The 25,528-nt window shown below is 64.7% G+C and carries 25 protein-coding genes; 12 read left to right on the forward strand and 13 right to left on the reverse strand.

Annotated features, from left to right (window positions below):
• Positions 1-50: 50 nt before the first annotated feature.
• The 3 genes from NK214_RS17465 to gpmI form a co-directional block, all read right to left on the reverse strand.
• Positions 51-1,493, reverse strand: coding sequence for a S41 family peptidase (locus NK214_RS17465; RefSeq protein WP_227104445.1), 1,443 nt, complete (start codon positions 1,491-1,493; stop codon positions 51-53).
• Between the two features lie 27 nt (positions 1,494-1,520).
• Complete coding sequence (locus NK214_RS17470; RefSeq protein WP_107798494.1) at positions 1,521-2,849, reverse strand: murein hydrolase activator EnvC; 1,329 nt, start codon at positions 2,847-2,849, stop codon at positions 1,521-1,523.
• Between the two features lie 100 nt (positions 2,850-2,949).
• A complete protein-coding gene (gene gpmI / locus NK214_RS17475) occupies positions 2,950-4,473 on the reverse strand; it encodes a 2,3-bisphosphoglycerate-independent phosphoglycerate mutase (RefSeq protein WP_253315097.1) in 1,524 nt (507 codons plus the stop codon).
• A gap of 103 nt (positions 4,474-4,576) precedes the next feature.
• Here gpmI and NK214_RS17480 point away from each other — a divergent pair, with 103 nt between their 5' ends.
• Positions 4,577-4,873, forward strand: a complete 297-nt coding sequence (locus NK214_RS17480; protein ID WP_019100570.1) for a helix-turn-helix transcriptional regulator — start codon at positions 4,577-4,579, stop codon at positions 4,871-4,873.
• Positions 4,874-4,998: 125 nt separating this feature from the next.
• On the opposite strand, the gene NK214_RS17485 is transcribed toward NK214_RS17480, so the two are convergent.
• The 3 genes from NK214_RS17485 to NK214_RS17495 all read right to left on the reverse strand — a co-directional run bounded on the left by NK214_RS17485 (position 4,999) and on the right by NK214_RS17495 (position 6,775).
• A complete protein-coding gene (locus tag NK214_RS17485; protein ID WP_199225815.1) occupies positions 4,999-5,229 on the reverse strand; it encodes a hypothetical protein in 231 nt (76 codons plus the stop codon).
• Between the two features lie 149 nt (positions 5,230-5,378).
• Positions 5,379-6,251 carry a 4-hydroxybenzoate octaprenyltransferase gene (gene ubiA, locus NK214_RS17490; RefSeq protein ID WP_253315098.1) on the reverse strand — a complete coding sequence of 291 codons (873 nt, stop codon included), beginning with the start codon at positions 6,249-6,251 and terminating at the stop codon, positions 5,379-5,381.
• Complete coding sequence (locus NK214_RS17495; RefSeq protein ID WP_227104441.1) at positions 6,248-6,775, reverse strand: chorismate lyase; 528 nt, start codon at positions 6,773-6,775, stop codon at positions 6,248-6,250. Before NK214_RS17495 ends, ubiA begins: the two co-directional genes overlap by 4 nt.
• A 133-nt stretch (positions 6,776-6,908) precedes the next feature.
• Here NK214_RS17495 and NK214_RS17500 point away from each other — a divergent pair, with 133 nt between their 5' ends.
• The 3 genes from NK214_RS17500 (at position 6,909) to NK214_RS17510 (ending at position 8,544) form a co-directional block, all read left to right on the forward strand.
• Entirely contained in the window at positions 6,909-7,265 is a 357-nt protein-coding gene (locus NK214_RS17500) for a CidA/LrgA family protein (RefSeq protein ID WP_253315099.1), read from the forward strand.
• A complete protein-coding gene (locus tag NK214_RS17505) occupies positions 7,258-7,974 on the forward strand; it encodes an LrgB family protein (protein WP_253315100.1) in 717 nt (238 codons plus the stop codon). The genes NK214_RS17500 and NK214_RS17505 overlap by 8 nt, the downstream gene beginning before the upstream one ends.
• A gap of 111 nt (positions 7,975-8,085) precedes the next feature.
• Complete coding sequence (locus NK214_RS17510) at positions 8,086-8,544, forward strand: histidine phosphatase family protein (RefSeq protein WP_107798500.1); 459 nt, start codon at positions 8,086-8,088, stop codon at positions 8,542-8,544.
• A gap of 64 nt (positions 8,545-8,608) precedes the next feature.
• On the opposite strand, the gene metE is transcribed toward NK214_RS17510, so the two are convergent.
• On the reverse strand, positions 8,609-10,981 hold the full coding sequence (metE, locus tag NK214_RS17515; protein ID WP_371926294.1) for a 5-methyltetrahydropteroyltriglutamate--homocysteine S-methyltransferase: 2,373 nt from the start codon (positions 10,979-10,981) through the stop codon (positions 8,609-8,611).
• An 11-nt stretch (positions 10,982-10,992) separates the two neighbouring features.
• Here metE and NK214_RS17520 point away from each other — a divergent pair, with 11 nt between their 5' ends.
• Positions 10,993-11,925, forward strand: a complete 933-nt coding sequence (locus tag NK214_RS17520; protein ID WP_256477493.1) for a LysR family transcriptional regulator — start codon at positions 10,993-10,995, stop codon at positions 11,923-11,925.
• 114 nt (positions 11,926-12,039) lie between these two features.
• On the opposite strand, the gene NK214_RS17525 is transcribed toward NK214_RS17520, so the two are convergent.
• From NK214_RS17525 to glnA, 5 genes are all read right to left on the reverse strand, one after another.
• Entirely contained in the window at positions 12,040-12,780 is a 741-nt protein-coding gene (locus tag NK214_RS17525; protein ID WP_253315102.1) for an ABC transporter substrate-binding protein, read from the reverse strand.
• Positions 12,781-12,809: 29 nt separating this feature from the next.
• Positions 12,810-14,267 carry a nitrogen regulation protein NR(I) gene (gene ntrC, locus NK214_RS17530; RefSeq protein WP_253315103.1) on the reverse strand — a complete coding sequence of 486 codons (1,458 nt, stop codon included), beginning with the start codon at positions 14,265-14,267 and terminating at the stop codon, positions 12,810-12,812.
• A 72-nt stretch (positions 14,268-14,339) separates the two neighbouring features.
• Entirely contained in the window at positions 14,340-15,392 is a 1,053-nt protein-coding gene (gene glnL, locus NK214_RS17535; RefSeq protein ID WP_107798503.1) for a nitrogen regulation protein NR(II), read from the reverse strand.
• Between the two features lie 122 nt (positions 15,393-15,514).
• On the reverse strand, positions 15,515-15,997 hold the full coding sequence (locus NK214_RS17540; protein ID WP_107798504.1) for a DUF4124 domain-containing protein: 483 nt from the start codon (positions 15,995-15,997) through the stop codon (positions 15,515-15,517).
• Positions 15,998-16,108: 111 nt separating this feature from the next.
• Entirely contained in the window at positions 16,109-17,527 is a 1,419-nt protein-coding gene (gene glnA, locus NK214_RS17545) for a glutamate--ammonia ligase (RefSeq protein WP_107798505.1), read from the reverse strand.
• A 349-nt stretch (positions 17,528-17,876) separates the two neighbouring features.
• On the opposite strand from glnA, the gene NK214_RS17550 reads away from it, so the two are divergent.
• The 6 genes from NK214_RS17550 to NK214_RS17575 all read left to right on the forward strand — a co-directional run bounded on the left by NK214_RS17550 (position 17,877) and on the right by NK214_RS17575 (position 23,371).
• Complete coding sequence (locus tag NK214_RS17550; protein ID WP_107798506.1) at positions 17,877-18,329, forward strand: rhodanese-like domain-containing protein; 453 nt, start codon at positions 17,877-17,879, stop codon at positions 18,327-18,329.
• Between the two features lie 193 nt (positions 18,330-18,522).
• Positions 18,523-19,344, forward strand: coding sequence for a shikimate dehydrogenase (gene aroE, locus NK214_RS17555; RefSeq protein ID WP_107798507.1), 822 nt, complete (start codon positions 18,523-18,525; stop codon positions 19,342-19,344).
• 111 nt (positions 19,345-19,455) lie between these two features.
• Positions 19,456-20,142: a monofunctional biosynthetic peptidoglycan transglycosylase gene (mtgA, locus tag NK214_RS17560; RefSeq protein WP_199225817.1), complete on the forward strand. Its 687-nt coding sequence runs from the start codon at positions 19,456-19,458 to the stop codon at positions 20,140-20,142.
• Positions 20,143-20,343: 201 nt separating this feature from the next.
• The gene (gene mgtE / locus NK214_RS17565; RefSeq protein ID WP_107798508.1) at positions 20,344-21,783 is read left to right on the forward strand and encodes a magnesium transporter; all 1,440 of its coding nucleotides are present in this window, start codon (positions 20,344-20,346) and stop codon (positions 21,781-21,783) included.
• Between the two features lie 8 nt (positions 21,784-21,791).
• Complete coding sequence (prmC, locus tag NK214_RS17570) at positions 21,792-22,610, forward strand: peptide chain release factor N(5)-glutamine methyltransferase (RefSeq protein ID WP_371926295.1); 819 nt, start codon at positions 21,792-21,794, stop codon at positions 22,608-22,610.
• A complete protein-coding gene (locus NK214_RS17575; protein WP_253315105.1) occupies positions 22,610-23,371 on the forward strand; it encodes a phosphatase PAP2 family protein in 762 nt (253 codons plus the stop codon). Before prmC ends, NK214_RS17575 begins: the two co-directional genes overlap by 1 nt.
• 123 nt (positions 23,372-23,494) lie before the next feature.
• Here NK214_RS17575 and NK214_RS17580 read toward each other — a convergent pair whose 3' ends face one another.
• Positions 23,495-23,974, reverse strand: a complete 480-nt coding sequence (locus NK214_RS17580; protein ID WP_107798510.1) for a peptidylprolyl isomerase — start codon at positions 23,972-23,974, stop codon at positions 23,495-23,497.
• A gap of 140 nt (positions 23,975-24,114) precedes the next feature.
• On the opposite strand from NK214_RS17580, the gene NK214_RS17585 reads away from it, so the two are divergent.
• Complete coding sequence (locus NK214_RS17585; protein WP_253315106.1) at positions 24,115-25,248, forward strand: cupin domain-containing protein; 1,134 nt, start codon at positions 24,115-24,117, stop codon at positions 25,246-25,248.
• The last annotated feature ends 280 nt before the right edge of the window (positions 25,249-25,528 follow it).

Raw genomic sequence — 25,528 nt, forward strand, 5'->3', positions numbered from 1 at the left:
AAAAACGCCCCTGGAAAAACCAGGGGCGCGCGATGGCTGCCGTCGCGGGATCAGCTGCCTTTTTTCTGCAGGATTTGCTGCACCTTGAGAATGTTCAGCGCCTGCGACAGTTGGTTGTCGTTCTTGGGGTTGGGATCGCGCGGACCGAACTGGCTCTTTTCTTCCGGCTTGGCCTTGTCCTTGCCGTCGTCCGGCTTGGCCGGGGCCGGCTGGGGGGCCGGAGCGGGAGCCGGCTTGACGCTGCTCTTGGACGCCGGCTTGTCCTCGCCGTTGGGGTTGGCCAAGTGGTTTTCCAGATCGGCTTCGCGCACGCGGATGGCTTGTTCCGCCGCGGTCAGCGTGCCGTCCTCCACCACCACGTCGGGCACGATGCCCTTGGCCTGGATCGAGCGGCCGTTGGGCGTGAAGTAGCGGGCGGTGGTCAGCTTGATGCCGCCGGCGTTGCCCAGCGGCATGATGGATTGCACCGAGCCCTTGCCGAAGGTCTGGGTGCCCACCAGCACCGCGCGCTTGTGGTCTTGCAGCGCGCCGGCGACGATTTCCGACGCCGAGGCGGAGCCGCCGTTGACCAGCACCACCAGCGGCACGTTGCGGGCTTCCACCGGCAGCCGGGCCAGCGGGTCGCTGCCGTTGGGGCGGGCGTAGTTCTGCAGATTGGCGGTCAAGCGCATCTTGGCGTCCGGCGTGCGGCCTTCGGTGTAGACCACCAGCTGGTTCTTGGCGAGGAAGGCGGCGGATACGCCGACCGCGCCGTTGAGCAGTCCGCCCGGATCGTCGCGCAGGTCCAGCACCAGGCCTTTCAGCCCCTGCTTGTTTTCCTTGTAAAGCGCCTGCACGCCGGCGGCCAGGTCCTCGGAGGTGTGCTCCTGGAACTGGGTGATGCGCACATAGCCGAAGTCCGGCTCCAACAGCTTGTACTTGACGCTCTTGGTCTTGATCACCGCGCGCGCCAGCGTGAACACCAGCGGTTTGGTCTCGGTCTTGCGGGCGATGGTCAGCGTGACCTTGGTGCCCGGCTTGCCGCGCATTTTCTTCACCGCGTCGGTCAGGGACAGGCCGCGCACCGGGGTGTCGTCGATCTTGATGATCAGGTCGCCGCTCTTGATGCCCGCCTTCTGCGCCGGCGTGTCCTCGATAGGGGACACCACCTTGACCAGGCCGTCCTCGGCGCCGATCTCGATGCCCAGGCCGCCGAATTCGCCCTGGGTGCCTTCCTTGAGTTCCTTGAAGGCCTCCGGGTCCATGTAGTCGGAGTGCGGGTCCAGACCGGTCAGCATGCCCTTGATGGCGGCGGTGATCAGCTTCTTGTCTTCCACCGGGTCGACGTAGTCCTGCTTGATGCGGCCAAACACTTCGGCGAAGGTGCGCAGCTCGCTCAGCGGCAGAGGGGATTCGCCCTTGTCGGCAAAGGCTTGCATGCTCAGCGTCAGCACGCCGCCGGCCATGGCGCCGGCCACTAGCCAGGCAATCTTCTTCATTCTTTGGCTGCTCATGTTTGTTATCTGTCTCCGTTGCCTGGCTTAGCGCGCCCAGGCTTGCGGGTTTAGGGGTCGTCCCATGTGTCGGATTTCAAAGTACAGGCCGGATTCGCCGCTGTCCAGTGTTCCTGTGTTGCCGATCGTGTCGCCGGCCTTGACGCTGCTGCCCACGGATTTGCCTATCACCGATAGTCCGGTATAGACCGTCATGTAATTGCCGCCGTGATCGACCAGAACGGCGTTGCCGAAACCGCGCAGTTGATCGGCGAACACCACGGTGCCGTCGGCCACGCTGCGCACCGGGGTGCCGTTGGCGGTCTGGATGAACAGGCCTTTCCAGCTGACGCCTTGCTGACGCGGCTTGCCGAAGCGGCCGACCAATTGTCCGGCCACCGGCATTTTCATCCGCCCCTGCAGGCTGACGAAGGCGCGGCCGGCGGCGCTGTCGTCGGCCACGTCGGTGATGGCTTCCTCTTTCACCGTGACCGTCTGCTTGGCTTCCTCCGGCACCGGCTTGCCTTGTTTCTTGGCGTTTTCCGCCAGCTTGCGGCGGCGTTCGTTTTCCTTGCGCGCGGCTTCGCGGGCGGCGGCCAGCCTGGCCTTGCGTTCTTCCGCCGCCTTGCGCGCGATCTCGGCGCGGCGACGCTGGATTTCCTTGTTGATCTGGGCGATCAGGCCGGTCAGGCGTTTTTCGTTTTCCTGCAACTGGCTGAGTTTGCTCTGTCCCGTCTTGATCTCGCCGGTGACCTTGTTGAGTTCTTGCTGCTGGCTGGCCTTGTCCTGCTGCAGCGAGCTCTTTTCCTGGCTCTTGCGGTCCGACAGCGAGTTGAGCCGCGCCAGTTCCTGCTCCAGCTGGAAGGACAGCGCTTCCAGCTCGTGCTGGTGGGTGATCAGCTGGGCCACCAATTGCTGTTGGGCGCGGGCGATGTGCTGATAGTAGGCGAGGTCGCGCGCGCTCTGATTGGGGTCGTTCGCGTTCATCATCAGCTTCATCGCGTCGTGCTGGCCGCTCTTGTACTGGCGCGCCAGCATCAGGGCCACGCGCTGGCGCACCGCGGCCAGGCTGTTGCGGCTGGCGTTGATCTGGGCGCGCAGCGCTTCGAGCTGCTGTTCCGAGCTGCTTTGTTTCTTTTCCAGCTTCACCAGCGCCTGGCTGGTCTGGCTAATGGCTTGTTCCGACTCCTTGATCGCCGATTGCGCTTCTTTTTGCACCGCCTGCTTCTGGGCGATGTCTTTTTTCAGAGTGTCGATTTCCTTGCGCACCGATTTGAGATCTTGCTGGTGCGGGGCGGTGGACAGCGCGGCGGAGGCCGGAGGCGCGGCGTGGCTGCTTCCGGCGATCAAGGCCGCCATCAGGACATAGGGTTTCATGGCCGGGAATATGCTTTCTGCTTGGGCCGCGGGCCGGACGCCCCGTCCTCGAGCGAGGGGTCCGGCTCCTTGACGCCGGCGGAGCCGGCGGCGGCGGGTCTTATTGGAGTTCGATCAGCGATTGACCGGTCATCTCCGCTGGTTGTTCCAGGCCCATCATCGCCAGCAGCGACGGCGCGATGTCGCGCAGCGAGCCGCCGGCGCGGATCCGGGCCGGACGGCCGACATAGAGGAAGGGCACCGGGCTCAGCGTGTGCTGAGTGTGCGGCTGGTGGTGTTCGGCGTCGTACATCTGTTCGCAATTGCCGTGGTCGGCGGTGATCAGCACCTCGCCGCCGGCGGCGCGCATCGCCTCCACGCAGCGGCCGACGCAGTCGTCCAGCGCTTCCACCGCCTTGACCGCGGCGTCGAAGATGCCGCTGTGGCCCACCATGTCGCCGTTGGCGTAATTGCAGATGATGGCCTGATATTGGCCGGAGGCGATGGCGGCGACGATTTTGTCTGTGACTTCGCCTGCGTTCATTTCCGGCTGCAGGTCGTAAGTGGCCACCTTGGGCGATGGCACCAGGATGCGGTCTTCGCCGGGATAGACCTGCTCCTCGCCGCCGTTGAAGAAGTAGGTGACGTGCGGGTATTTCTCGGTTTCGGCGATGCGCAGCTGTTTCAGGCCCTGGCTGGCCAGGTATTCGCCGAAGCCGTTGCTGATTTTCTGCGGCGGATAGGCGATGGACAGGCGGCTGTAGGCTTCGCCGTAGGAGGTCAGGGTGACGAAGTCGGCGAACTTGGGCTGGCGCGCCTTGAAGCCGTCGAAGGCCGGGTCGGTCAGCGCGCTGACCAATTGGCGCGCGCGGTCGGCGCGGAAATTCATGAACACCACGACGTCGCCGTCGCGCATCCGGGCGCTCTCGCCGATGGCGGTGGCCTTGACGAACTCGTCGTTCTCGTCGCGGGCGTAGGCCGCTTCCAGCGCTTCCAGGCCGTTGCGGGCGTGGAACAGGCCTTCGCCTTCCACCAGCAGCCGGTAAGCCGGCTCCAGGCGCTCCCAGCGTTTGTCGCGGTCCATCGCCCAGTAGCGGCCGGTCACGGACGCCAGGCGCGCGGCCGGGCATTCCGCCAGCACCGCGTCCAGCCGTTCCAGATAGGTCTTGGCGCTGCGCGGCGGGGTGTCGCGGCCGTCCAGGAAGGCGTGCACGTGGATGCGCGCGACGCCGGCGGCCTGGGCCGCGCGGATCAGCGAGTGAATGTGGTTTTCATGGCTGTGAACGCCGCCGTCGGACAGCAGGCCCATGATGTGCAGCGTCGCGTCCTTGGCTTTGGCGATGCCGGAGACCAGCGCGGGATTGGCGGCGAAGCGGCCGTCTTCGATGTCGCAGTCTATGCGGCTGATGTCCTGTTGCACCACGCGGCCGGCGCCGATGTTGAGGTGGCCCACTTCGGAATTGCCGAACTGGCCGGAGGGCAGGCCGACGAAGTTTTCCGAGGCGTTGATGGTGCCGTAGGGGAAGGTCTGGCGCAGACGGTTCCAATTAGGCATCGAGGCATGAAGAATTGCGTTGTCATCGCCTTCGGTGCGATGGCCAAAACCGTCGAGAATCAACAACAACACCGGTTTGATGGATTTCATGGCATTCACATTCTGAATATTAGAAAATCTTGATGGTATTGGATTTAGTGTAGTATTGTACCGCAGTCAGACTAAATAAAATGACTCTACAGGGAGAGAAGCCTTGCTGTTCAACGATGACCAGATCGAGCAGACCTCGAGGGCGATGAAGGCCATGTCGCACCCGCTGCGTTTGAAGATCATATCGGTGCTGGAAGACCAGGAAGTGAGCGTGCAGGATATAGTCGAGCAGGTGGGCACGTCGCAGAGCAATATTTCTCAGCATTTGGCCATTATGCGCGACAAGGGCGTGTTGCGCACGCGTAAGGACGCCAACCGCGTTTATTACCGCGTCGGCGACATCCGCACGCTGGAAGTCTTGAAGATGATGCGCGAGGTGTTCTGTGGCTTCGGCGAATAATTCTCCGCCCGGCTGACGCCCGCCGCCGGCCTCCGGCCGGCCTTTGATCGTACCCGGATATGAAAACGCCGCGGCGCATGGCGAGCCGCGGCGTTTTTGCGTCGGGCCCTCGGCCCGGCGATCAATTACTTGGCGGCGGAAGCCGCTTTGTGTTCAGCTTTCTTTCCCGAATGCTTGTGGCCGGATTTCTTGTGGTGCGCGGCGCCCGAAGCATGCTTCTTGTGGTGCTTTTTGCCGGCCTGCTTGTGTTCGGCCTTATGCTCCATTTTCTTTTCGGCGGCGGGCGCGGACGCCGGGGAGGCGGCCAGGGCGCTAGTGGCGAAAGCAGCGGCGATCAGAGCGGAAATCAGTTTCATGATATGTCCTTTCTTGTGTGAAGCCGGTGGTGCATGTCGGCTGCAATTCCAAATGGGTGGAATATGCCTTCTCTGGGATTGAACCCTTCTCGAAAAGTTCACAGGAATTCACAAAGTATCGCTGCGCCGCAAAATGATGACATTGGGTTTTACGGCAACCTGTAGCTGAGCGCCACGCCGACGAGGATGGCCGCGCCTACGCGATTATTGTCGAGAAAGGCTTTGAAGCAGGCGGCGCGGTCGCGTTCCCTGATGTCCTGATATTGCTTGGCCATCAAGGCGACGGCCACGAGCAAGGACAGGTAAAAAGGCCAGGCCAGCGCCAGGTGTAGGCCGATGCCGGCCATCAGCGCGAGGAAGACGGCGTGGAACAGCATGATGGCCAGCACGTCGTAGTCGCCGAAGGTGATCGCCGAGGTCTTGATGCCGATCTTGAGATCGTCCGGTTTGTCGCTGATCGCGTAGGCGGTGTCGTAAGCCAGCGTCCAGCTGGCGTTGGCCAGCAAGAGCAGCCAGGCCAGCGCCGGCACCTCGCCGGTCTGGGCGGCGAAGGCCATCGGGATGCCGAAGGAGAAGGCCAGGCCCAGATAGGCTTGCGGCACCGGGAAGAAGCGCTTGGTGAACGGATAGCTGGCGGCGATGAACAGCGCCGGCACGCTCAAGAGCAGGGTCAGGCCGTTCAGCGGCAGGATCAGCAGCAGCGACAGCAAGGCCAGACCGGCGGCCAGCAGCAAGGCCTCCTTCTTGCCGACCGCGCCGCGGGCGAACGGCCGTTGCCGGGTGCGCGCCACGTGGCCGTCGAAGTCGCGGTCCGCGTAGTCGTTGATCACGCAGCCGGCCGAGCGCATCAGAAAGGTGCCGACGACGAAGATCAGCACGATCAGCGGGTCGGGCCGGCCCTGGCCGGCGATCAGCAGCGCCCACAGCGTAGGCCACAGCAGCAGGAAAGTGCCGATGGGTTTGTCCATGCGCATCAGTTGCATGTAAACCGTCAAACGTTCATTGAGGCGGGTGGCGTTCATCGCAGGAAATTCTCCAGCTCCGGCAAAAAGAGTTCGCAAACCAGCAAGGGCGCCTGCCGCAGCAGAAAGCGGCAGCGCCGCGCCGGGTAGCTGGCGTGCGGGCTGAGTCGGGCCGCCGGCGCGAACAGCGGATGATCGGCGGCGATGAGGCGGTAGCGCAGCGGGTCGCGGAGCAAATCGGGCAGACCGCCGAACAATGTCAGACCCAGCGAGCGGCTGCCGCGGTCTAGAATGGGCTGCCAGGCCGCGCAGTCCAGACGGGTGACGCTGCGGGCGAACACCACCGGGGTGTCGTCCAGGGTCAGCGCCACCTCGCGGGCCTGCAGCGGCGCGCCGGCGGCCAGGCCGAGCGGCTGCGCCTCGTCTTCCAGGCAGGCGTCGGGGCCTTGCCGCAGCACGCGCACGGCGAAGCGGCGGCCGGTGCTTTGCAGCCGTTCGGTCAGCGAGCCGGCTTCGGTGAGACAGGATTGCGCGGCGGCGGACAGCGCCGGCGGTTCCGGCAGCCAGATTGGGGGATTGGGCATGGCGCGCATTATGCCAAAGCCGGCGGGGGCTTGTCCCGTCCCTTCTGCGACGCGACGCGCGCCCATCTGTCTATCCCCAAGCGCAAGCCGGCGGATTATCATGTCGTCATCAAGGGGAAGGAGGAATGATCGCATGATGGAGACTGCGCTGTGGCTGCTGGGCTATCAATTGGCGGGGGAGGTCTTGTCGCGCGGTTTGGGCGTGCCGGTGCCGGGACCGGTTCTGGGCATGCTGCTGCTGTTCGTCACCTTGTGCGCGCGCCGCGGGGCGCCGGCGACGCTGCAGACCCATGCGCCGCGTTTTCTGGCGCATATGTCCTTGCTGTTTATCCCGGCCGGCGGCGCGGTGCTGGCGTATCAGGCCTTGCTGGCCGATTACGGCGCGCGCCTGGCGACGGTGCTGGTCTTGTCGACCTTGATCACCTTGCTGGTGCCGGGGCTGGCCTTGCATTGGATGCTGGCGCGGCGGCGAGGAGGCGGGCATGACTAGCGTCGGCGTATTGTCCGCGCTGAGGGAATCGCCGCTGACCGGGGTGTTCATCACGCTGCTGGCTTACCGGCTGGCCTTGGGGTTTAATCGCCGTTGCCGCGGCCATCCGCTGTCCAACCCGGTCTTGATCGGGGTGTTGCTGGTGCTGGGCTGGCTATTGCTGACGCGCACCGATTACCGGCAGTACATGCAGGGCGCGCAGTGGATACAGATGTTGCTGGGGCCGGCGACGGTGGCTTTGGCGGTGCCCTTGTACGGCAATCTGAGCCGGCTCAAGCGCGCGGCCGGGCCGCTGGCGCTGAGCATCGCCTTGGGCGGCGTCACCGGCGTCGTCAGCGCCGTGGGCCTGGGCTGGCTGTTCGGCTTGCCGCGCGAGGTTTTGCTGTCGCTGAGCACGCGGGCGGCGACCACGCCGATCGCGATGAGCGTGTCGCAAAGCATAGGCGGGGTGCCGGAGTTGGCGGCGATGTGCGTGATCCTGTCCGGCGTTTTCGGCGCGGTGGCGGCGCGGCCCTTGTTCAACGGTCTGCGCCTGCGCGACGATATGGCGCTGGGCGTGGCCACCGGCATTTCCGCGCACGGGATTGGAACGGCGCGGGTGTTTCAGCTGTCGGAGACTGCGGGCGCCTTCGCCGGCCTGGCGATGGGCTTGAACGGGGTGCTCACCGCCTTGTTGGTGCCCTTGCTGCTGGCGCTGTTCCCGTTGTAGCGCGCCGGCGGTTTTCATTTCGCAGTCGCGCCAAGCCGCGCATCCCGCCCTGGGCGGGTGCCCGACTTGGCTCGCTTGCGCCGAATTAAAAATATTTGACGAGGGGTGTGTATGGATTTGATTTTGTGGCGCCACGCCGAGGCCGAGGACGGCTCCGATGATCTGGCTCGCGCGCTGACGCGGCGCGGACAGCAGCAGGCCAGCCAGATGGCGTCCTGGCTGCGGGTGCGCCTGCCGCGCGATTATCTGCTGCTGGCCTCGGAGGCCAAGCGTTCGCAGCAGACGGCGGCCTTGCTGGCGAAAAGCTTTCAGACCTTGCCGGCGCTGAACCCGACGGCGTCGCCGGAGGAGGTGCTGGAGGCGATAGGCTGGCCGGAGACGGACCGCACCGTGGTGCTGGTCGGCCATCAGCCCTATATCGGCTGGCTGGCGTCCAGCCTGTTGTCCGAGCAGCAGCAGTTGTGGAGCGTGAAGAAGGGCTCGATCTGGTGGTTGAGCCACCGCGAGCGCCACGGCATAGAGCAGACGCGTTTGAAGGCGATGATGACGCCGGGCATGTTGCAGCCTTGAGTCGGAACGAAAAAAGGCCCCTCGATCGAGGGGCCTTTTCTATTATGCCGACAGATTGAACGCTTCAAACGACGGCGTCGGCCTCCTGCGCCAGACGCCGGCGCAGCGTCTTGCTGACCTTGACCATGCTGGAGAGCGCGGCTTCCACCTCCGGCCAGCCGCGGGTTTTCAGGCCGCAGTCGGGGTTGACCCACAGTTTTTCCGGCTCGATCACCTGGAGCGCCTTTTCCAGCAGTTGCTGGATTTCCGCTTCCGGCGGCACCCGCGGGCTGTGGATGTCGTAGACGCCGGGGCCGATGGCGTTGGGATAGCGGAAGTGGCCGAAGTCCTGCAACAGCTCCATGTCCGAACGCGAGGTTTCGATGGTGATCACATCGGCGTCCAGCGCGGCGATGGCCGGCAGGATGTCGCCGAACTCCGAATAGCACATATGGGTGTGGATCTGGGTGGCGTCGGCCACGCCGTGGCAAGACAGCCGGAAGGCCTCGCCGGCCCAATCCAGATAGGCGGCGCGGTCGGCGCGCTTCAGCGGCAGGCCTTCGCGGATGGCCGGTTCGTCGATCTGGATCACGCGGATGCCGGCGGTCTCCAGGTCGCGCACCTCGTCGTTCAGCGCCAGGGCGATCTGGCGGCAGACTTCGCCGCGCGGCAGGTCGTCGCGGACAAAGCTCCATTGCAGGATGGTGACCGGGCCGGTCAGCATGCCCTTGACCGGACGCGGAGTCAGGCTTTGCGCGTACTCCGCCCATTCCACGGTCATTGCTTGCGGCCGCGCCACGTCGCCGAACAAAATGGGCGGCTTCACGCAGCGGCTGCCGTAGCTTTGCACCCAGCCGCCCGCGGTGAACACGAAGCCGGACAATTGCTCGCCGAAGTACTCCACCATATCGTTGCGTTCGGCCTCGCCGTGCACCAGCACGTCGATGTCCAAAGCCTCCTGACGGCGGATCGCCAGCTCGATTTCCTGCCGCATCGCCTGGCGGTAGGCGTCGGCGGACAGCTCGCCGCGTTTGAAGGCGGCGCGAGCGCCGCGGATGGAGGCCGTCTGCGGGAAGGACCCTATGGTGGTGGTGGGCAGCAGCGGCAGCTTGAGCCAGGCTTGCTGCGCGGCGGCGCGCGCCGGATAGGCGCTGTGGCGGCGGTCGGCGTCGGCCGGCAGCGTGGCCAGGCGTCGCTGCACTTCGGGGCGGTGGATCAGCGGGCTGGCGGCGCGCTGCTGACGGGCGTAGTCGCTGCCGGCCAATTCATTGGCGATGGCTTCGCGGCCTTGCTCCACGCCGCGTTTCAGCACTTTCAGCTCATTGAGTTTTTGCACCGCGAAGGCGAGCCAGGTTTTGACGTCGACGTCGAGCTGGGTTTCCGCGGCCAGGTCGAAGGGCGCGTGCAGCAGCGAGCAGCTGGGGGCGATCCACAGACGCTCGCCCAGATCGGCGGCCAAGGGTTGCAGGCTGGCCAGCACGCGGGACAGATCGGCGCGCCAGATATTGCGTCCGTCGATGACGCCGGCGGACAGCACCTTGTCCTGCGGCCAGCCGTCGGCGAAGGCCGCCAGTTGCAGCGGCGCGCGCACCAGGTCCAGGTGCAGGCCGGCCACCGGCAAGCGTTGCAGCAGCTCGGCGTGTTCGGCGACGCTGCCGAAGTAAGTCGCCAGCAGCAGGTTCAAGGAACCGTCCTGCAATTGCCGGTAGGCGGGTTCGAAGGCGGCCAGCCATTCCGGCGGCAGGTCCAGCGCCAGAATGGGCTCGTCGATCTGCACCCATTCCACCTTGGCCGCCGCCAGCGCGGCCAGCACGTCGCGATAAGCCTGCAGCAGGGCGGGCAGCAAGGACAGCCTGTCCAGGCCGGCGTGCTTGGCCTTGCCCAGCCACAGCAGCGACAGCGGTCCCAGCAGCACCGGCTTGGCGCGCAGGCCCAGGGCCTGGGCTTCGCGCACTTGCGCCAGCAGGCGCTCCGGCTGCGCCTGGAAGGCGGTGTCCTCATGCCATTCCGGCACCAGGTAGTGGTAGTTGGTGTCGAACCATTTGGTCATTTCCAGCGCCGGCTGGCCGGCGTTGCCGCGCGCCAGTTGGAAATATTGCTCGGTGCTCAGCCGGGCGGCGTCGAAGCCAAAGCGCGGAGGCAGTGCGCCCACCAGCAGCTGCGCATCCAGCACGTGGTCGTACAGGGAGAAATCGCCTACCGGGGACAGTTCCACGCCGGCGCCTTTTTGCAGCAGCCAGTGGCGCTGGCGCAGTTCACGCGCGCCGCTCAGCAGCGCGGCTTCGTCGATTTCGTTTTTCCAGTAGTTTTCCAGCAGGGTCTTCAGTTCGCGCTTGGCGCCGATGCGGGGAAAGCCGAGCAGGTGCAGGGTGGTCATGGCGGACTCCTTGGTTCGTGATGTCCCTAGCATTGCGCAAGCTGTTGTATGATACAAACTCATTATTTTGCCAGTTAACATGAAATGAATTCATGATGAGCATTCTGGAGATCCGACATCTGCGCACCCTGCTGGCGCTGGCCGAAACCGGCAGCGTGTCTTTGGCGGCCAGCCGCCTGTTCCTGACCCAGTCCGCGCTCTCACACCAGTTGAAACAATTGGAGCAGGGCTATGGCATGAGCTTGTTCGAGCGCAAGACCCAGCCGCTGCGCTTCACCGCCGCCGGCGAGCGGCTGTTGGCGCTGGCGCACGACCTGAACGCCCGAGTGGCGTCGGCTGAGCGCGATCTGGCGCGGCTGCGCCAGGGGGAGGCCGGCGAGTTGCGGGTGGCGGTGGAGTGCCATACCTGCTTCGACTGGCTGATGCCGGCGATGGACGCATTCCGCCAGCATTGGCCGGGCGTTGAACTGGACATCGTATCCGGCTTCCACACCGATCCGGTCAGCCTGCTGCTGAGCCATCGCGCCGATCTGGCCATCGTGTCGGAGGCGGAGCCGCAGGCCGGCGTCGATTACCAGCCGCTGTTCGCTTATGAGATGGTGGGCATCGTGGCGCGGGATCACCCGCTGGCGAACAAGCGCTGCTGGCTGGCGGAGGACTTCGCCGGGGAAACGCTGATCCATTACCCGGTGCCGGACGAGATGCTGGATCTGGTGCGCAAGGTTTTGCGCCCGGCGGGCGTCAACCCGGCGCGGCGCAGCAGCGAGCTGACCATCGCCATCATCCAGCTGGTGGCCAGCCGCCGCGGGGTGGCGGCCTTGCCCTACTGGGCGGTCAAGCCCTATCTTGAGCGCGGCTATGTGGTGGCGCGGCCGATAGGCGAGAGCGGTTTGAGCAGCGAGTTGTACGCGGCGGTGCGCAGCGACGACGGCGGCCTCGCCTATATGCAGGATTTTCTGGTCACGGTGAGGGAGCAGAGCTTCGCCACCTTGCCGGGGCTGACGCCGCTGGGCGCGGCCGCCTGACTGGGAAGCGGTTTACGATCGGCTGCGCGCCGTCTGCGACATGCTCATGCGCCACGAGTAGATTCCGCTTTCTCCGCTGGTCTCGCCCTTGCTCACGAGACTGTGAACCGGCTCTTAGGGCAGGTCCAATTGCCGGCGCAGCGACGGCAATTGATTCCAGACGCAGCGCATGCGTTCCGGATGCGCCTGGCCGTAAGCCTTGCCGAACACCAGATAGCTGTTTTCGGTCTTCAGCGGCGGCAGCAGCTTTTTCATGCGCAGCTGCGGGTGTTGCGCCAGGTAAGCGTCGCCGCCGGGTTCGTGCATGGCGAAGGCGGCGATGCGGCCCGCCTGCAGCTTGGCGAAATTTTCTTCCAGATCGGCGCCGGCCTCGGTGGGAATCCGGCGGGCTTTCAATACGCGGATGACCGACCAGCCGCGATTGAAGCCGACGCTGTCGTCCTCGGGCAGGTCCAGCCGGTGGCCGTCCCAACGCAGTGTTGAAGTTTGCGGAACGTAGAGCACGTAGGACAGCGCGGTCAGCCTCAGCCGGCTGTCCGCCAGCTCGCCGCGCATCGGATAGAGCATCTGCTTGGCGCGGTCAGTCTGGAAGGAGAGCATGGCGGCGGCGTCGGCCTGGTTCAGCGCCAGGCTGCGCAGCAGGCGTCGCGCCGGCAGCTGTTGGAACTGGGCGTGCAGGCCGCAGTGTTCCGCCGCTTGCCGGGCGAGGTCGATGACGGGGCCGGACAGTTGCGAGGAGGTCTGTTGGATGAAGGGCGCCGGTTCGGCGCTGCCGACGACGATGCGCAGGACGGGAGCGGCTTGGACCCACCCGCCGGCCAGCAGGGTGAGCAGCGCCAGCGCGGATTTGGACATGGGCGGGTCCTTGCGGAATGATCATGGATTCATTTTATGAGCCCGAGATCGGCCTTGTCATGGCTTTCATCGGCATGGGCTTCCAAACCCAGTTCCTGGATCTTGCGGGTCAGGGTGTTGCGGCCCCAGCCCAGCAGGTGGGCGGCCTCCACTTTGCGGCCGCCGGTATGGGTCAGGCCGCTGCGGATGCAGCTGGTTTCGAAGCGCCGGGTCAGCTCGTCGATGATGCCGGCCTCGCCGGCGCGCAGGCGGCGGCTGACCTCTTCGGCCAGCAGCTGCGGCCAGTCAAGCTGTCCCGCTTCCGCGCCGCCGGCATGGCGCGCGCCGGCGGCCGGGTCGCGCAGTTCCTGCGGCAGATCGGCCACTTCCACGGTCTGGCCGGGCGCCATCACGCTGATCCACTGGCACAGGTTTTCCAGTTCGCGGACATTGCCGGAGAACAGGCTGTGCTTGACCACGTCCATGGCGGCGTCGCTGAGCCGCTTGGGTTCCACGCCCAGCTGGGTGGCGCTCTTGGCCAGGAAGTGGCGGGCCAGCAGCGGGATGTCCTCGCGCCGTTCGCGCAGCGGCGGCAGCCGCAGGCGGATTACGTTCAGGCGGTGGTAGAGGTCTTCGCGGAACTGGCCGTCGCGCACGCGCTGTTCCAGGTTTTGATGCGTGGCGGCGATGACGCGGACATTGGCCTTGATCGGGGTGTGGCCGCCGACGCGGTAGAAGTGCCCGTCGGACAGCACGCGCAGCAGTCGGGTTTGCAGCTCGGTGGGCATGTCGCCGATCTCGTCCAGGAACAGGGTGCCGCCCTCGGCCTCCTCGAAGCGGCCGCGACGGGTGGCTTGCGCGCCGGTGAACGCGCCTTTTTCATGGCCGAACAGTTCCGACTCCAGCAAGTCTTTGGGAATGGCGGCGGTGTTCAGCGCGATGAAGGGTTTGCCCGCGCGCACCGAGTGGCGGTGCAGGGCCTCGGCCACGCGCTCCTTGCCGGTGCCGGATTCGCCGGTGATCAGCACGGTGACGTTGGACTGGGACAGCCGGCCGATGGCGCGGAACACGTCCTGCATCGCCGGCGCCTGGCCCAGCAGCACCGGCATCGCTTCCGGATGATCGCTGACCGCGATGTCCGGCCGGCTTTCCGCCAGCGCGCGCTCGATCAGCAGCACCGCCTGATCGACGTCGAAGGGTTTGGGCAGGTATTCGAAGGCGCCGCCCTGAAAGGCCGCCACCGCGGAATCCAGGTCGGAGTGCGCGGTCATGATGATGACGGGCAGCGTCGAGTGCTCGGACTTGACCTTGGACAGGAATTTCAGCCCGTCGGTGCCCGGCATGCGGATGTCCGAAATGATGACTTGCGGGGCGCGGTCGTAGAGCGCGTTCAGCGCGTCGTCGGCGCTGGCGAAGCTGTCGAAGCCGATGCCGGCGCGCCCCAGCGCCTTTTCCAGCACCCAGCGTATCGCCTTGTCGTCGTCAATAATCCATACCGCTTGGTTCATCGCGAAATCCTTGTGCTCGGCGCCGCCGGCGTGAGCGGGCGGCGGCAATGTGTTTGGGGTGGGCGGGTCCGCTCAATCCGTGGCGAAAGGCAAGGTCACGGTGAAGCAGGTCTGTCCCGGCCGGGAGTCGAATTCGATATTGCCGCCGTGCTGGTGGACGAAGGCCTGGGCCAGGGTCAGCCCCAGGCCGGTGCCTTCGGCGCGGCCGGTGACCAGCGGGTAGAAAATATGGTCCTTGATCTCGTCGGGGATGCCGGGACCGTCGTCGATGATCTGCAATTTCAATGCCAGGGTGTGGCGCTTGCGCGCCAGCGTCACCTGGCGCGCCACCCGGGTGCGCAGAATCAATTGGCCGCGGCCCTTCATCGCCTGAACGGCGTTCTTGACGATGTTGAGCGCCACCTGGATCAGCTGTTCCTTGTCGGCCACCAGCTGGGGCAGGCTGGTGTCGTAGTCGCGGCGAATCTGCAGGCCCTGCGGATATTCGGCCAGGGCGATGCTGCGCACGCGTTCCAGCACTTCGTGGATATTGATCTCGCCGCGCACATGGCTGCGGTGCGGCGCCAGCAGCCGGTCGACCAGCGATTGCAGCCGCAGCGCCTCCTCCTTGATCACCGCGGTGTATTCCTTCAGCTCCGGGCGGTCCAGCAGCTCGTGCTCCAGCAATTGTGCCGCGCCGCGGATGCCGCCCAGCGGGTTCTTGATCTCATGCGCCAGGTTGCGGATCAGCTCCCGATTGGCCTGGTGTTGCAGCAGCAGCCGTTCCTCGTTGGCGATCTTCAACTGCTGATCCAGCGGCCGCAGTTCGATCAGCGCCAGTCCGCCGTCCGCGTCCACCGGCGCCACCGACAGCGCGATGTGCAGCGCCTGCTCGCTGTGCTGCGGGATCAGTTCCAGATCGTGCTCGATGAAGCTGGCGTTGTGGCGCAGCGCGGTGGACAGCGCCTGGCGCAGCGCCGGGCAGGGCTGGAACAGATCGAACAGGCTGTGGCGGCGCAGCTCGCGGCTGCCCAGCGCCAGCAGGTTCTCGCATGCGGGATTGACGAAATGCAGCGCGCCGTCGGCGTCGACGATCAGCACGGGGGTGTCCAGCAGTTCTAGTCCGGCAAAGCTGGTCGGCGGCATGGTGCGGTGTGTCCTGTAGGCTGAGGCGGAGGGCTTGCGCAGGCTGAGCAAAATTCGGGCCATGCCCGCGCGCCCGGGAATGGCCCATTTCTTTTCAGTATGCACCATGATGGTGCGTCAAACTAGTTCTGCCCCAGCTCGCGGCGCAAGGCTTCCACGTTTTTCTGGCGGTCGGTGACTTCGTCCTGCAGCTTCTGCACCCGGTTCAGGTATTTCTGGTAATTGCGGGTTTCGTCGCCGTTGCGCGTGGCCTTGCCGTCGGTCAGCGCTTTTTCCGCCTCGCTCAGCGCTTTTTGCTCATTGGCCAGCTCCTGCTCCAGGATCTTGCGGCGGCCGTTGTCGCGCTGCTTCTGGGTGCCGGGATCGACGCTGGGGTAGCTGCCGGAGGGCTTGGCGTCTCCGTTGCCGCCGCTGCTGTTGGCGGGGGAGGCGCTTTTCTTGTGCTGGCTGGGATAGGAGGAGAGCGGGTTGAGCCGGATCGCCTGCGCGCCGCGTATCGGCACATTGGTGAAAGTGACGTTGCCGTCTTTGTCCACGTACTTGTAAACGGTGGCGTGAGCGGAGGCGCTCAGCAACAGCAAGAGACAAAGCGATAGAGTTTTCATGGGCGGCGTGTCGAGTTCCGGGTTTCAGCTCTGCAATGATATGCAAATCCGCCGGACAAGTCATATATGAAAACGGCAGCCCGAAGGCCGCCGTTTTTCCATGCGCCGGTATTACAGCGAGTAATACATCGCGAATTCCACCGGATGGGTGGTCATGCGGGTCAGGTTGACCTCCTGCATCTTCAGCTCGATGTAGGCGTCGATCCAGTCATTGGAGAACACGCCGCCGCGGGTCAGGAACTCGCGGTCCTTGTCCAGAGCGGCCAGCGCCTCGTCCAGGCTGGCGCACACGGTCGGGATCAGCTTGTCTTCTTCCGGCGGCAAATCGTACAGGTTCTTGTCCGCGGCGTCGCCCGGGTGGATCTTGTTCTGGATGCCGTCCAGGCCGGCCATCAGCAGAGCGGAGAAGCACAGATAGGGGTTGGCCAAGGGGTCCGGGAAGCGCGCTTCGATGCGGCGGCCTTTGGGGCTGGCCACATGCGGAATGCGGATGGAGGCGGAGCGGTTCTTGGCGGAGTAGGCCAGCTTCACCGGCGCTTCATAGTGCGGCACCAGGCGTTTGTAAGAGTTGGTGCCCGGGTTGGTGATCGCGTTCAGCGCCTTGGCGTGCTTGATGATGCCGCCGATGTAGTAGAGCGCGGTTTCGGACAGGCCGGCGTAGCCGTCGCCGGCGAACAGGTTCTTGCCGTCCTTCCAGATGGACTGGTGCACGTGCATGCCGGAGCCGTTGTCGCCGACGATGGGCTTGGGCATGAAGGTGGCGGTCTTGCCGTAGCTGTGGGCCACGTTGTGCACCACGTATTTCAGGATCTGGGTCCAGTCCGCGCGCTGGGTCAGGGTGCTGAACCTGGTGCCGATCTCGTTTTGGCCGGCGGTGGCCACTTCGTGGTGGTGCACTTCCACCGGGATGCCCAGCTCTTCGAGCAGCAGCACCATGGCGGAGCGGATGTCCTGCGAGGAATCCACCGGCGGCACCGGGAAGTAACCGCCCTTGATGCCCGGGCGGTGGCCCATATTGCCGCCTTCGAACTCCTCGGCGGACGCCCAGGCGGCTTCTTCGGCCTTGATCTTGACGAAGCAGCCGGACATGTCTGTGCCCCAGGTCACGCTGTCGAAGATGAAGAATTCCGGTTCCGGGCCGAAATAGGCGGTGTCACCCAGGCCGGAGGCCTTAAGATAGGCTTCGGCGCGTTTGGCGATGGAGCGCGGGTCGCGGTCGTAGCCCTTGCCGTCGGCCGGATCGATCACATCGCAGTGCAGGAAGACGGTGGGTTCGTCGTAGAACGGGTCGATGCGGGCGGTGGCCGGGTCGGCCATCAGCAGCATGTCGGATGCCTGGATGCCTTTCCAGCCCGCGATCGAGGAACCGTCGAAAGCGTGGCCGTGTTCGAACCATGCGTCCGGATCGTCCAGCAGCACATGGGCCGGAATCGACACGTGTTGTTCTTTGCCGCGGGTATCGGTAAAGCGCAGGTCGATGAACTTGACATCATTTTCGGTAATCAGCTTGACTACGTCTGCAACCGCCATGGTTTTCTCCTGAAAGGCTACATGCATCATGTGCGAATGAGTGGATGGCAGGCTCTTAAGCATTAAGCGTGCCAGCTATGAAATCACTGAGATTCCATTGTGTCATAGCCCAAAACCGGGCGCTAGCGGAGTTGAATGAACCAGGGTGGTGCCTGGATTCGGCTTATGCACCAAAACAGGGCGTTGACGGCATTGCGGCCGTCTTCGTCGATATGGATAATCCGTATATTCCGTATATAAGGTAACGAGAGCGGCTGACAAAACCCCGCTAAGACGCTGAGGCCGGCCGGCGCAGCGTCAAGGGGTGTCGGCGGTTCGACAAGGCGGCCGGGCCGCGGGGAGAGCTTGCATGGATCAGATGACGCGGCTATTGCAACAGGCGCGGCGCCGGGCGGAAGAACAGGGCCTGCCCTATCGCGGTGCCTTGACGCCGCAGGAAGCGCACCAGCTGAAGCAGGCGATGCCGGAAGCGGTGCTGCTGGACGTGCGCAGCGCGGCGGAATGGCAGTTCGTCGGCGTGGTGCCCTATGCCCAGCGGCTGGAGTGGCGGAGCTTTCCCGGCATGCAGCCCAATCCGCGTTTCATCGAGCAATTGCAGGACATGCTGCCCAAGGACGGCGTGCTGATGCTGATGTGCCGTTCCGGCGTGCGCTCGGACGAAGCGGCGCGCATGGCCGCCGCCGCCGGTTACACCGAAGCCTACAACGTGCTGGAGGGGTTTGAGGGCGACAAGGACGCCGACGGCCACCGCAACACCGTGGGCGGCTGGAAAGCGCGCGGCCTGCCCTGGCAACAAGGCTGAGCCGGGGCCGGCGCGGCGACGTCGTGGTTGAAGTTTGGCGTATTCCACGGCAAAGTGTCATAGCGCCGCCGGCAGGGCGGCGCGGACGCGACGAGAGCCGCCAACAAAGCCAAGCGCGACGCGGCGCCGGGGCTTTGTTAGCCACTCTCTATCCGAATACCGAAAACATAGCCAAATCTTGGAAAGCTGACTCATGACCGACCGTTACGCCGTTATCGGCAACCCTGTTTCGCACAGCCAGTCGCCGTTCATCCATAACGAATTCGCGACGGCCACCGGCCAGGATATCGCTTACGACAAGTTGTTCGCCGAGCTGGGGCGTTTCAACGAGGTGGTGGCCGAGTTCGTCTCAGCCGGCGGCAAGGGCCTCAATATCACGCTGCCGTTCAAGGGCGACGCCTACCGTTTCGCCAATGAGCTGACCGAGCGCGCCCGCGCGGCGGAGGCGGTCAATACCCTGTGCTTCCGCGACGGCAAGATCTACGGCGACAACACCGACGGCGTGGGCCTGGTGCGTGACATCGTGGACAATCTGGACTACCCGATCGCCGGCGCCAAGGTGCTGATCCTGGGCGCGGGCGGCGCGGTGCGCGGCGTGCTGGAACCCATCCTGGCGCAAAAGCCGGCCTCCTTGACCATCGCCAACCGCACGCTGATCAAGGCCGAGGCGCTGGCGCATCACTTCGCGCCCTGGGGCAAGGTGGAGGCCATAGGCTACGAGCAATTGAAGGGCCGCAGCTTCGACATCGTGATCAACGCCACCTCGACCAGCCTCAGCAATGAATTGCCGCCCATCCCCTACGGCCTGTTCACCGCGCGCACCCTGGCTTACGACATGGTGTACAGCAAGGGCCTGACGCCTTTCTTGCAACGCGCGCAGGCGGAAAACGCCGGCATGCTGGCCGACGGCCTGGGCATGCTGGTGGAGCAGGCGGCGGAGTCCTTCGCCATCTGGCGCGGCGTGGAGCCGGCCACCCGCAAGGTGACCAATATGCTGCGGGAAGTGCTGGCCTGACGCTCGCCGGGTCCGGCGGGTCCGGACCCATCAACAAAGCGTCGCTTTCCCCTCCCGCGGTTTGAATCCCAATCCCCCTTGCCCTGCGAGGGGGCTCGCTTCGCGAGTCAGATGATGCGTCTCTTCCTGAAAGTACTGGCGGCCCTGATGGCCGCCTTTCTGCTGTATAACCTGTGGATCTTCGGCCATATCGTTTATTGGCGCGGCCACAATCCGTCGGCCAGCGCCTTCATGAACGAACAGCTGGCCAAGCTGCAGCAGGACGATCCCGAGGCGGAGCTGCGCCACAAATGGGTGAGTTACGAGCAGATCTCGCCCAATCTGAAGCGCGCGCTGATCGCGTCGGAAGACGCCAAGTTCGTCGATCACGAAGGTTTCGATTGGGACGGCATCGAGGCCGCTTTCGAAAAAAACCTGAAGAAGGGAAAGATCGTCGCCGGCGGCTCCACCATCAGCCAGCAGCTGGCCAAGAATTTGTTCCTGTCCAGCAGCAAGACGCCGTGGCGCAAGGTGGAGGAAGCCTTGATCACGGTGATGCTGGAAACGGTATTGGACAAGCGGCGCATTTTCGAGATTTACCTGAACGTGATCGAGTGGGGCAACGGGGTTTTCGGCGCGGAGGCGGCCTCGCGCTATTACTACCGCTCCAGCGCGGCGCGGCTGTCTTCGTCGCAGGCGGCCAAGCTGGCGGCGATGGTGCCCAATCCGCGCTATTACGACAGCCATCGCGGCGCGCCGGGCCTGGCGCGCAAGACCCGCATCATCCAGCGGCGTATGGGCTATGTGGAACTGCCGTGAGCGCCCGGGGGCCGGATTGGAGCGGCGCAGGCGGCATGTTACAATCGCGACTTTCTTTGAGTGCGCCATGCGCGAGGCATGGCGGCTACGCAATGGACTTACCCAGTTACCCCGTAATCCAATCCCGATTTACCGTTAGAGAATAACGCCCGCCTCAGACCGCCCGCGCCGCGCGCGCCATCTGGGCGGAAGGAGACGTGCATGACGGTTGCCTTCAAGCAACAATCCGCCGATCGTCTGCAAGAAAGCCTGGCCCTGGTGCAGCGCCTGATCGAGCGCCAGCGGCAGTTGGAAGATCTTGTATCCCGTCAGGAGGCGTCCGAGCCGCCGACGGACCCGCTGGCCCCGCATTACAATCTGGAAGCGCTGCGGCTGAAGCTGGAGCAGCTGCACCCGGCCGACGTCGCCCATATCCTGGAAGCCTTGCCGCTGGAAGACCGCCTGCTGGTCTGGGACCAGGTGGGCGGCGCGCGCGACGGCGCCATCCTGCTGGAAGTGTCCGACGCGGTCAGGGAATCGCTGATCGAAGTGATGGAGCACGGCGAGCTGGTCAACGCCGCCGAGCAACTGGACGCCGACGAACTGGCCGAACTGGCGCCGGACATGCCGCGCCAGGTGGTGTACGAAGTGATGGGCGGCCTGGACGAGGAAGAGCGCGCCCAGCTGCAATCCGCGCTGTCCTACGACGAGGACAAGGTCGGCGCGCTGATGGACTTCGACCTGGTCAAGATCCGCGCCGACGTCAGCTGCGAAGTGGTGCTGCGCTATCTGCGCCGTTTCGACGAACTGCCGGCGCATACCGACAAAATCTTCGTCATCGACGACTTGGGCCTGCTCAAGGGCGTGCTGTCCATCCGCAAACTGCTGGTGTCCGACCCCGACGCCTTGGTGGCCGAAGTGATGGCCACCGAGCTGGTCAGCTTCAGCCCGGACGAGGACGCCGCCGACGCGGCGCTGGCCTTCGAGCGCTACGACTTGATCACCGCGCCGGTGGTGGACGAGGCCGGCAAGCTGATCGGCCGGCTGACCGTGGACGAGATGGTGGACGTGATCCGGGAGGAATCCGACAGCGAAGTGCTGAATCTGGCCGGCTTGAAAGAGGAAGAAGACCTGTTCGCGCCGGTGATCGACTCGGTGAAGAACCGCTGGGCCTGGTTGGCGATCAATCTGTGCACCGCCTTCATCGCCTCGCGGGTGATCGGCGTGTTCGAACACTCCATTTCCCAATTGGTGGCCCTGGCCGCGCTGATGCCCATCGTCGCCGGCATCGGCGGCAACTCCGGCAATCAGACCATCACCATGATCGTGCGCGCGCTGGCCATGGGGCAGATGCAGCTGAGCCAGGCCTGGCGTTTGTGGCGCAAGGAGTTGCGAGTCAGCATGATCAACGGCGTGCTGTGGGGCGGGGTGATAGGCAGCGTGGCCTGGCTGTTGTACGGCAGCTTTTCGCTGGGTCTGGTGATGCTGGGCGCGATGCTGCTCAATCTGATGCTGGCCGCCACCATGGGCGTGTTGATTCCCTGCCTGATGCAGCGCTCCGGCCGCGACCCGGCGCTGGGCTCCAGCGTGCTGATCACCGCCTGCACCGACTCCGGCGGCTTTTTTATTTTCCTGGGTCTCGCCACCCTGTTCCTGTTGTGACGAGCATGCTGACGATAGCCGAGGCGTTGCGCCTATACCCCTTGCCCCGCCTGGAAGCCCGCATGCTGTTGCAGCAGGCGGCGCCGGAGCTGACTCACGCCCGCATCGCGGCCTACCCGGAACAGACGCTGAGCGCGGAACAGGAGGCGTGTTTCCGCGGGCTGGCCGCCCGGCGCGCCGCCGGCGAGCCGGTGGCCTATTTGATCGGCCGGCGAGAATTCTACGGCCGCGATTTCACTGTGGGCCCGCAGGTATTGATCCCCCGGCCGGAAACCGAGCACTTGATCGAGGCGGCCTTGCAGCGGTTTGGCGACCGCGCCGCCCGCGTTGTCGACCTGGGCACCGGCAGCGGTGCCATCGCCGCGACGCTGGCGCTGGAGGCGCCGGCATGGCGGGTCTGCGCCGTTGATCTGTCGCCGGAGGCGCTGGCCATCGCGCGCGGCAACGCGGAACGCCTGGGCGCGCGCGTCGATTTTTATCAGGGTAGCTGGTATCAAGCCTTGCCCGAGAACGCGGTCTTCGATCTCATCGTGTCCAATCCGCCGTATATACAGCGCGACGACGAACACCTGGGGCAGGGGGATGTGCGCTTCGAGCCGCGGATGGCGCTGACCGACGAGGCCGATGGGCTGGACTGTCTGCGCGCCATCGCCGCCGACGCGCCGCGACGGCTGGCGCCGGGCGGCGGCTTGATCGTCGAGCACGGCTACGACCAGGGCGCGGCGGTGCGCGGGCTTTTCGCCGACGCGGGTTTGCTGCAAGTGGAAACCATTGTCGATCTGGCGGGTCTGGATCGAATCACCCTTGCAACGATGAAAGCTGACTGATGTGGTTTAAGTTGTCCTGTTTGCGCCGGCTGTGGCCGGCGTTGTTGTTATCGCCGCTGGCTGTCCTGCTGGCAGTGTCCCCGGATTTCAATCGAGAATTGTTTCTGATCCTGCATGAGGCCGGCCGCGTCGCGCCCGGCGCGTTCTGGCGTCTGTTGAGCGTGCTGGGCGACTGGCCCACGGTGCTGGCCCTGCTGCTGGCCTTGAGCTGGCGGCGGCCGGACAAGCTGCCGGCCTTGTTGGCGGGCTGCGGCGTCGGCGTGTTTCTGGCCATCGTGCTCAAGGCGGGCTTCGCCGTGCCGCGACCGCCGTTGGCGCTGCCGCCGGGCTCGGTGCAATTGCTGGATGATTTGCCCGGCAACGGCTCTTTCCCCTCCGGCCATGCGATGGCATCCGCCACGCTGGCGAGCTTTCTTTATTATTCAGGCGTCTTGCGCCGCGGAGCCTTGCTGACGGCGGCCGTGGCCTTGGTGATGCTGTCGCGCTTGGCGATAGGCGTGCACTGGCCGCTGGATGTGACGGTGGGCGCCTTGCTGGGATGGGCGTCCATGAGCGCCGCTTGCCGCTGGGCCTGGCCTCGGGGATGGCCGGCGGGCTTGAGCGCGCGGCTGCAGTCGCTGATGCTGCCGGCCTTGGCGCTGCAGCTGCTGTGGCTGTTGTACAAGCCGGGCAGCCATGAGGAGTACGGCCTGAGGCTGGCGGTGTGCGCGCTGGTGCTGGCCGCGGGTTGTTGGCGCTGGCGGCGCGCGCGCTTGGGATAGCGCCGGAGCGTTCGTGCTCCGGCATGACAAAGGCGGCCCAATGGGCCGCCTTTGTCGAAATCAGGCCGGCGCGCCGGCAAAAGCATTACAATAACGCCGGTGCCGGCAGGGCCGGATGCCTGATCAATGGTGGTGGCCGTGCTCGCCGTGGGCGTGACCATGGCTGACTTCATCGGCGCTGGCGGCGCGGATTTCTACTACCTTGGCGGTGAAGCGGATGCTCTGGCCGGCCAGCGGGTGGTTGGCGTCGACCACGGCCTTGCCGTCGGCGATGTCGGTGACGCGGAACAGCAGCACGTCGCCGGTTTCCGGATCGTCGGCTTCGAACATCATGCCGACTTCGACGTCAGCCGGGAACACGTCCAGGTCTTCCAAGCGGATCAGTTCTTCTTCCGGGTCGCCGAAAGCGTCGTCCGGCGTCATCTTGACGTCGATGGCGTCGCCAACGGCCTTGCCTTCCAAAGCTTCTTCCACCAGCGGGAAGATGCCGTCGTAGCCACCGTGCAGATAGCTGATCGGCTCTTCGGTCTTGTCGAGGAGGTTGTTGTCAGCGTCGAACATCTCGTAGTGGAGGGTCACGACGGTGTTTTTGGAGATTTGCATGAGTGCGGATCCGTGAAGGAAGGTAAATAAAGCGGATGGCGGCGCAAGCCGGCCATCGAAAACGATTTTCAGATGCGCCGCCAATTGCGCGCATCCCATATTGTAAACCATTGCCGGGCGTTTCAGCCCGTGAAACTGCCATGAACACAACAACTTTGCTGGGCGGGATGTCGCCCGAACAGTTCCTCGCCGAGTACTGGCATAAGAAGCCTTTGCTGATCCGCGGCGCCCTGACCGAGGTGGGGCCGCTGGCGGATTTTTCGGTGCTGTCGCAACTGGCGACCCGCGAAGACGCGGAGTCGCGTCTGATTGAATGCCGCAACGGCCGCTGGAGCCTGGAGCGCGGTCCGTTCCGCCCGGCGCGTTTCCGCCGGTTGCCGGAGACGGACTGGACCTTGCTGGTGCAGGGCGTTAACCAGCATCTGCCGCATATCGACGAGCTGCTGTGGCGCTTCAACTTCATTCCCTACGCGCGGCTGGACGATCTGATGATCAGCTACGCGCCGCCGGGCGGCACCGTGGGGCCGCATTTCGACGCCTACGACGTGTTCCTCTTGCAAGTGGGCGGGCGCAAGCGCTGGCAGATCTCCACCCAGCACGACGACGACTTTATCGAAGACGCGCCGATCCGGGTGCTGAAGGACTTCCGTTGCGAGCAGGAGTTCGTGCTGGAGCACGGCGACATGCTCTATCTGCCGCCCAAGTGCGCGCATCACGGCGTGGCGCTGGACCCGGGCATGACTTATTCGATCGGCTTCCGCGCGCCGCCGGCGCAGGAGCTGGCGACGCAATTCCTGGTGCATCTGCAGGACCGCATCTGCGCGGAAGGCGTGTACGCCGATCCCGGGCTCAAGCTGCAGCAGGACCCGGCGCGGATCGGCGACGAGATGGTGGAGCAGGTCAGCCGTCTGCTGGAGCAGATCCGTTGGGACAAGGCCGCGGTGGGGGACTTCCTGGGCCACTATCTGACCGAACCCAAGGCGCATGTATTTTACGACGCGCCGGAAGAGGAGTTGGATGAAGCCGAATTCGAGAGCGAAGCGACATTGCGCGGACTGGAACTGGACCGCAAGAGCCAGATCCTGTTCTGTGGCGATAGTTTCTATTGCAACGGCGAGAAACTGGAGGTCGCGGAAGAGGATTTCGCCGCTTGGCGCGCCTTCGCCAATGCCAGAGGCATTGCCGGCGCGGCGCTTGGGCCTGGCATGCAGGAATGTTTGTACGAGGGATACCTGGCAGGCTATTGGCATTTGGCGACGAATGTAGCAAAATAACCACAGAAATTGTTCGGATGCGCAAGTGATATCGACAAATTCTGGCCTCAACGACAGGGGTAAACGCCCGTTTTTGTGGCTATGCTGCTTTGCGGAAGAGGATTATGGGCAAAGGTGTTTTTTTGGAATTTTGCCCCCTATACAGCCTTTTTTTTCGTGATACAATTTGCGCACTGATGGATTTTCAGTCGCCCGGCTTATTTCGAAGACCGTGCGATAACTGACGTCTTGTTCAACTTATCCTCAAAGGTAATGAAAAAATGAAACAGTCGCTCCTCGT

It is taken from the genome of Chromobacterium sp. S0633 (assembly GCF_024158805.1).
Lineage (GTDB): Bacteria > Pseudomonadota > Gammaproteobacteria > Burkholderiales > Chromobacteriaceae > Chromobacterium.

Excerpts from the sequence above, each read along its gene's own strand:
- NK214_RS17465 (WP_227104445.1), bottom strand. The coding sequence starts at position 1,493 with ATGAGCAGCCAAAGAATGAAGAAGATTGCCTGGCTAGTGGCCGGCGCC.
- NK214_RS17470 (WP_107798494.1), bottom strand. The coding sequence starts at position 2,849 with ATGAAACCCTATGTCCTGATGGCGGCCTTGATCGCCGGAAGCAGCCAC.
- gpmI (WP_253315097.1), bottom strand. The coding sequence starts at position 4,473 with ATGAAATCCATCAAACCGGTGTTGTTGTTGATTCTCGACGGTTTTGGC.
- NK214_RS17485 (WP_199225815.1), bottom strand. The coding sequence starts at position 5,229 with ATGAAACTGATTTCCGCTCTGATCGCCGCTGCTTTCGCCACTAGCGCC.
- ubiA (WP_253315098.1), bottom strand. The coding sequence starts at position 6,251 with ATGAACGCCACCCGCCTCAATGAACGTTTGACGGTTTACATGCAACTG.
- NK214_RS17495 (WP_227104441.1), bottom strand. The coding sequence starts at position 6,775 with ATGCCCAATCCCCCAATCTGGCTGCCGGAACCGCCGGCGCTGTCCGCC.
- NK214_RS17500 (WP_253315099.1), top strand. The coding sequence starts at position 6,909 with ATGATGGAGACTGCGCTGTGGCTGCTGGGCTATCAATTGGCGGGGGAG.
- NK214_RS17505 (WP_253315100.1), top strand. The coding sequence starts at position 7,258 with ATGACTAGCGTCGGCGTATTGTCCGCGCTGAGGGAATCGCCGCTGACC.
- NK214_RS17510 (WP_107798500.1), top strand. The coding sequence starts at position 8,086 with ATGGATTTGATTTTGTGGCGCCACGCCGAGGCCGAGGACGGCTCCGAT.
- metE (WP_371926294.1), bottom strand. The coding sequence starts at position 10,981 with ATGTTAACTGGCAAAATAATGAGTTTGTATCATACAACAGCTTGCGCA.
- NK214_RS17520 (WP_256477493.1), top strand. The coding sequence starts at position 10,993 with ATGATGAGCATTCTGGAGATCCGACATCTGCGCACCCTGCTGGCGCTG.
- NK214_RS17525 (WP_253315102.1), bottom strand. The coding sequence starts at position 12,780 with ATGTCCAAATCCGCGCTGGCGCTGCTCACCCTGCTGGCCGGCGGGTGG.
- ntrC (WP_253315103.1), bottom strand. The coding sequence starts at position 14,267 with ATGAACCAAGCGGTATGGATTATTGACGACGACAAGGCGATACGCTGG.
- glnL (WP_107798503.1), bottom strand. The coding sequence starts at position 15,392 with ATGCCGCCGACCAGCTTTGCCGGACTAGAACTGCTGGACACCCCCGTG.
- NK214_RS17540 (WP_107798504.1), bottom strand. The coding sequence starts at position 15,997 with ATGAAAACTCTATCGCTTTGTCTCTTGCTGTTGCTGAGCGCCTCCGCT.
- glnA (WP_107798505.1), bottom strand. The coding sequence starts at position 17,527 with ATGGCGGTTGCAGACGTAGTCAAGCTGATTACCGAAAATGATGTCAAG.
- NK214_RS17550 (WP_107798506.1), top strand. The coding sequence starts at position 17,877 with ATGGATCAGATGACGCGGCTATTGCAACAGGCGCGGCGCCGGGCGGAA.
- aroE (WP_107798507.1), top strand. The coding sequence starts at position 18,523 with ATGACCGACCGTTACGCCGTTATCGGCAACCCTGTTTCGCACAGCCAG.
- mtgA (WP_199225817.1), top strand. The coding sequence starts at position 19,456 with ATGATGCGTCTCTTCCTGAAAGTACTGGCGGCCCTGATGGCCGCCTTT.
- mgtE (WP_107798508.1), top strand. The coding sequence starts at position 20,344 with ATGACGGTTGCCTTCAAGCAACAATCCGCCGATCGTCTGCAAGAAAGC.
- NK214_RS17575 (WP_253315105.1), top strand. The coding sequence starts at position 22,610 with ATGTGGTTTAAGTTGTCCTGTTTGCGCCGGCTGTGGCCGGCGTTGTTG.
- NK214_RS17580 (WP_107798510.1), bottom strand. The coding sequence starts at position 23,974 with ATGCAAATCTCCAAAAACACCGTCGTGACCCTCCACTACGAGATGTTC.
- NK214_RS17585 (WP_253315106.1), top strand. The coding sequence starts at position 24,115 with ATGAACACAACAACTTTGCTGGGCGGGATGTCGCCCGAACAGTTCCTC.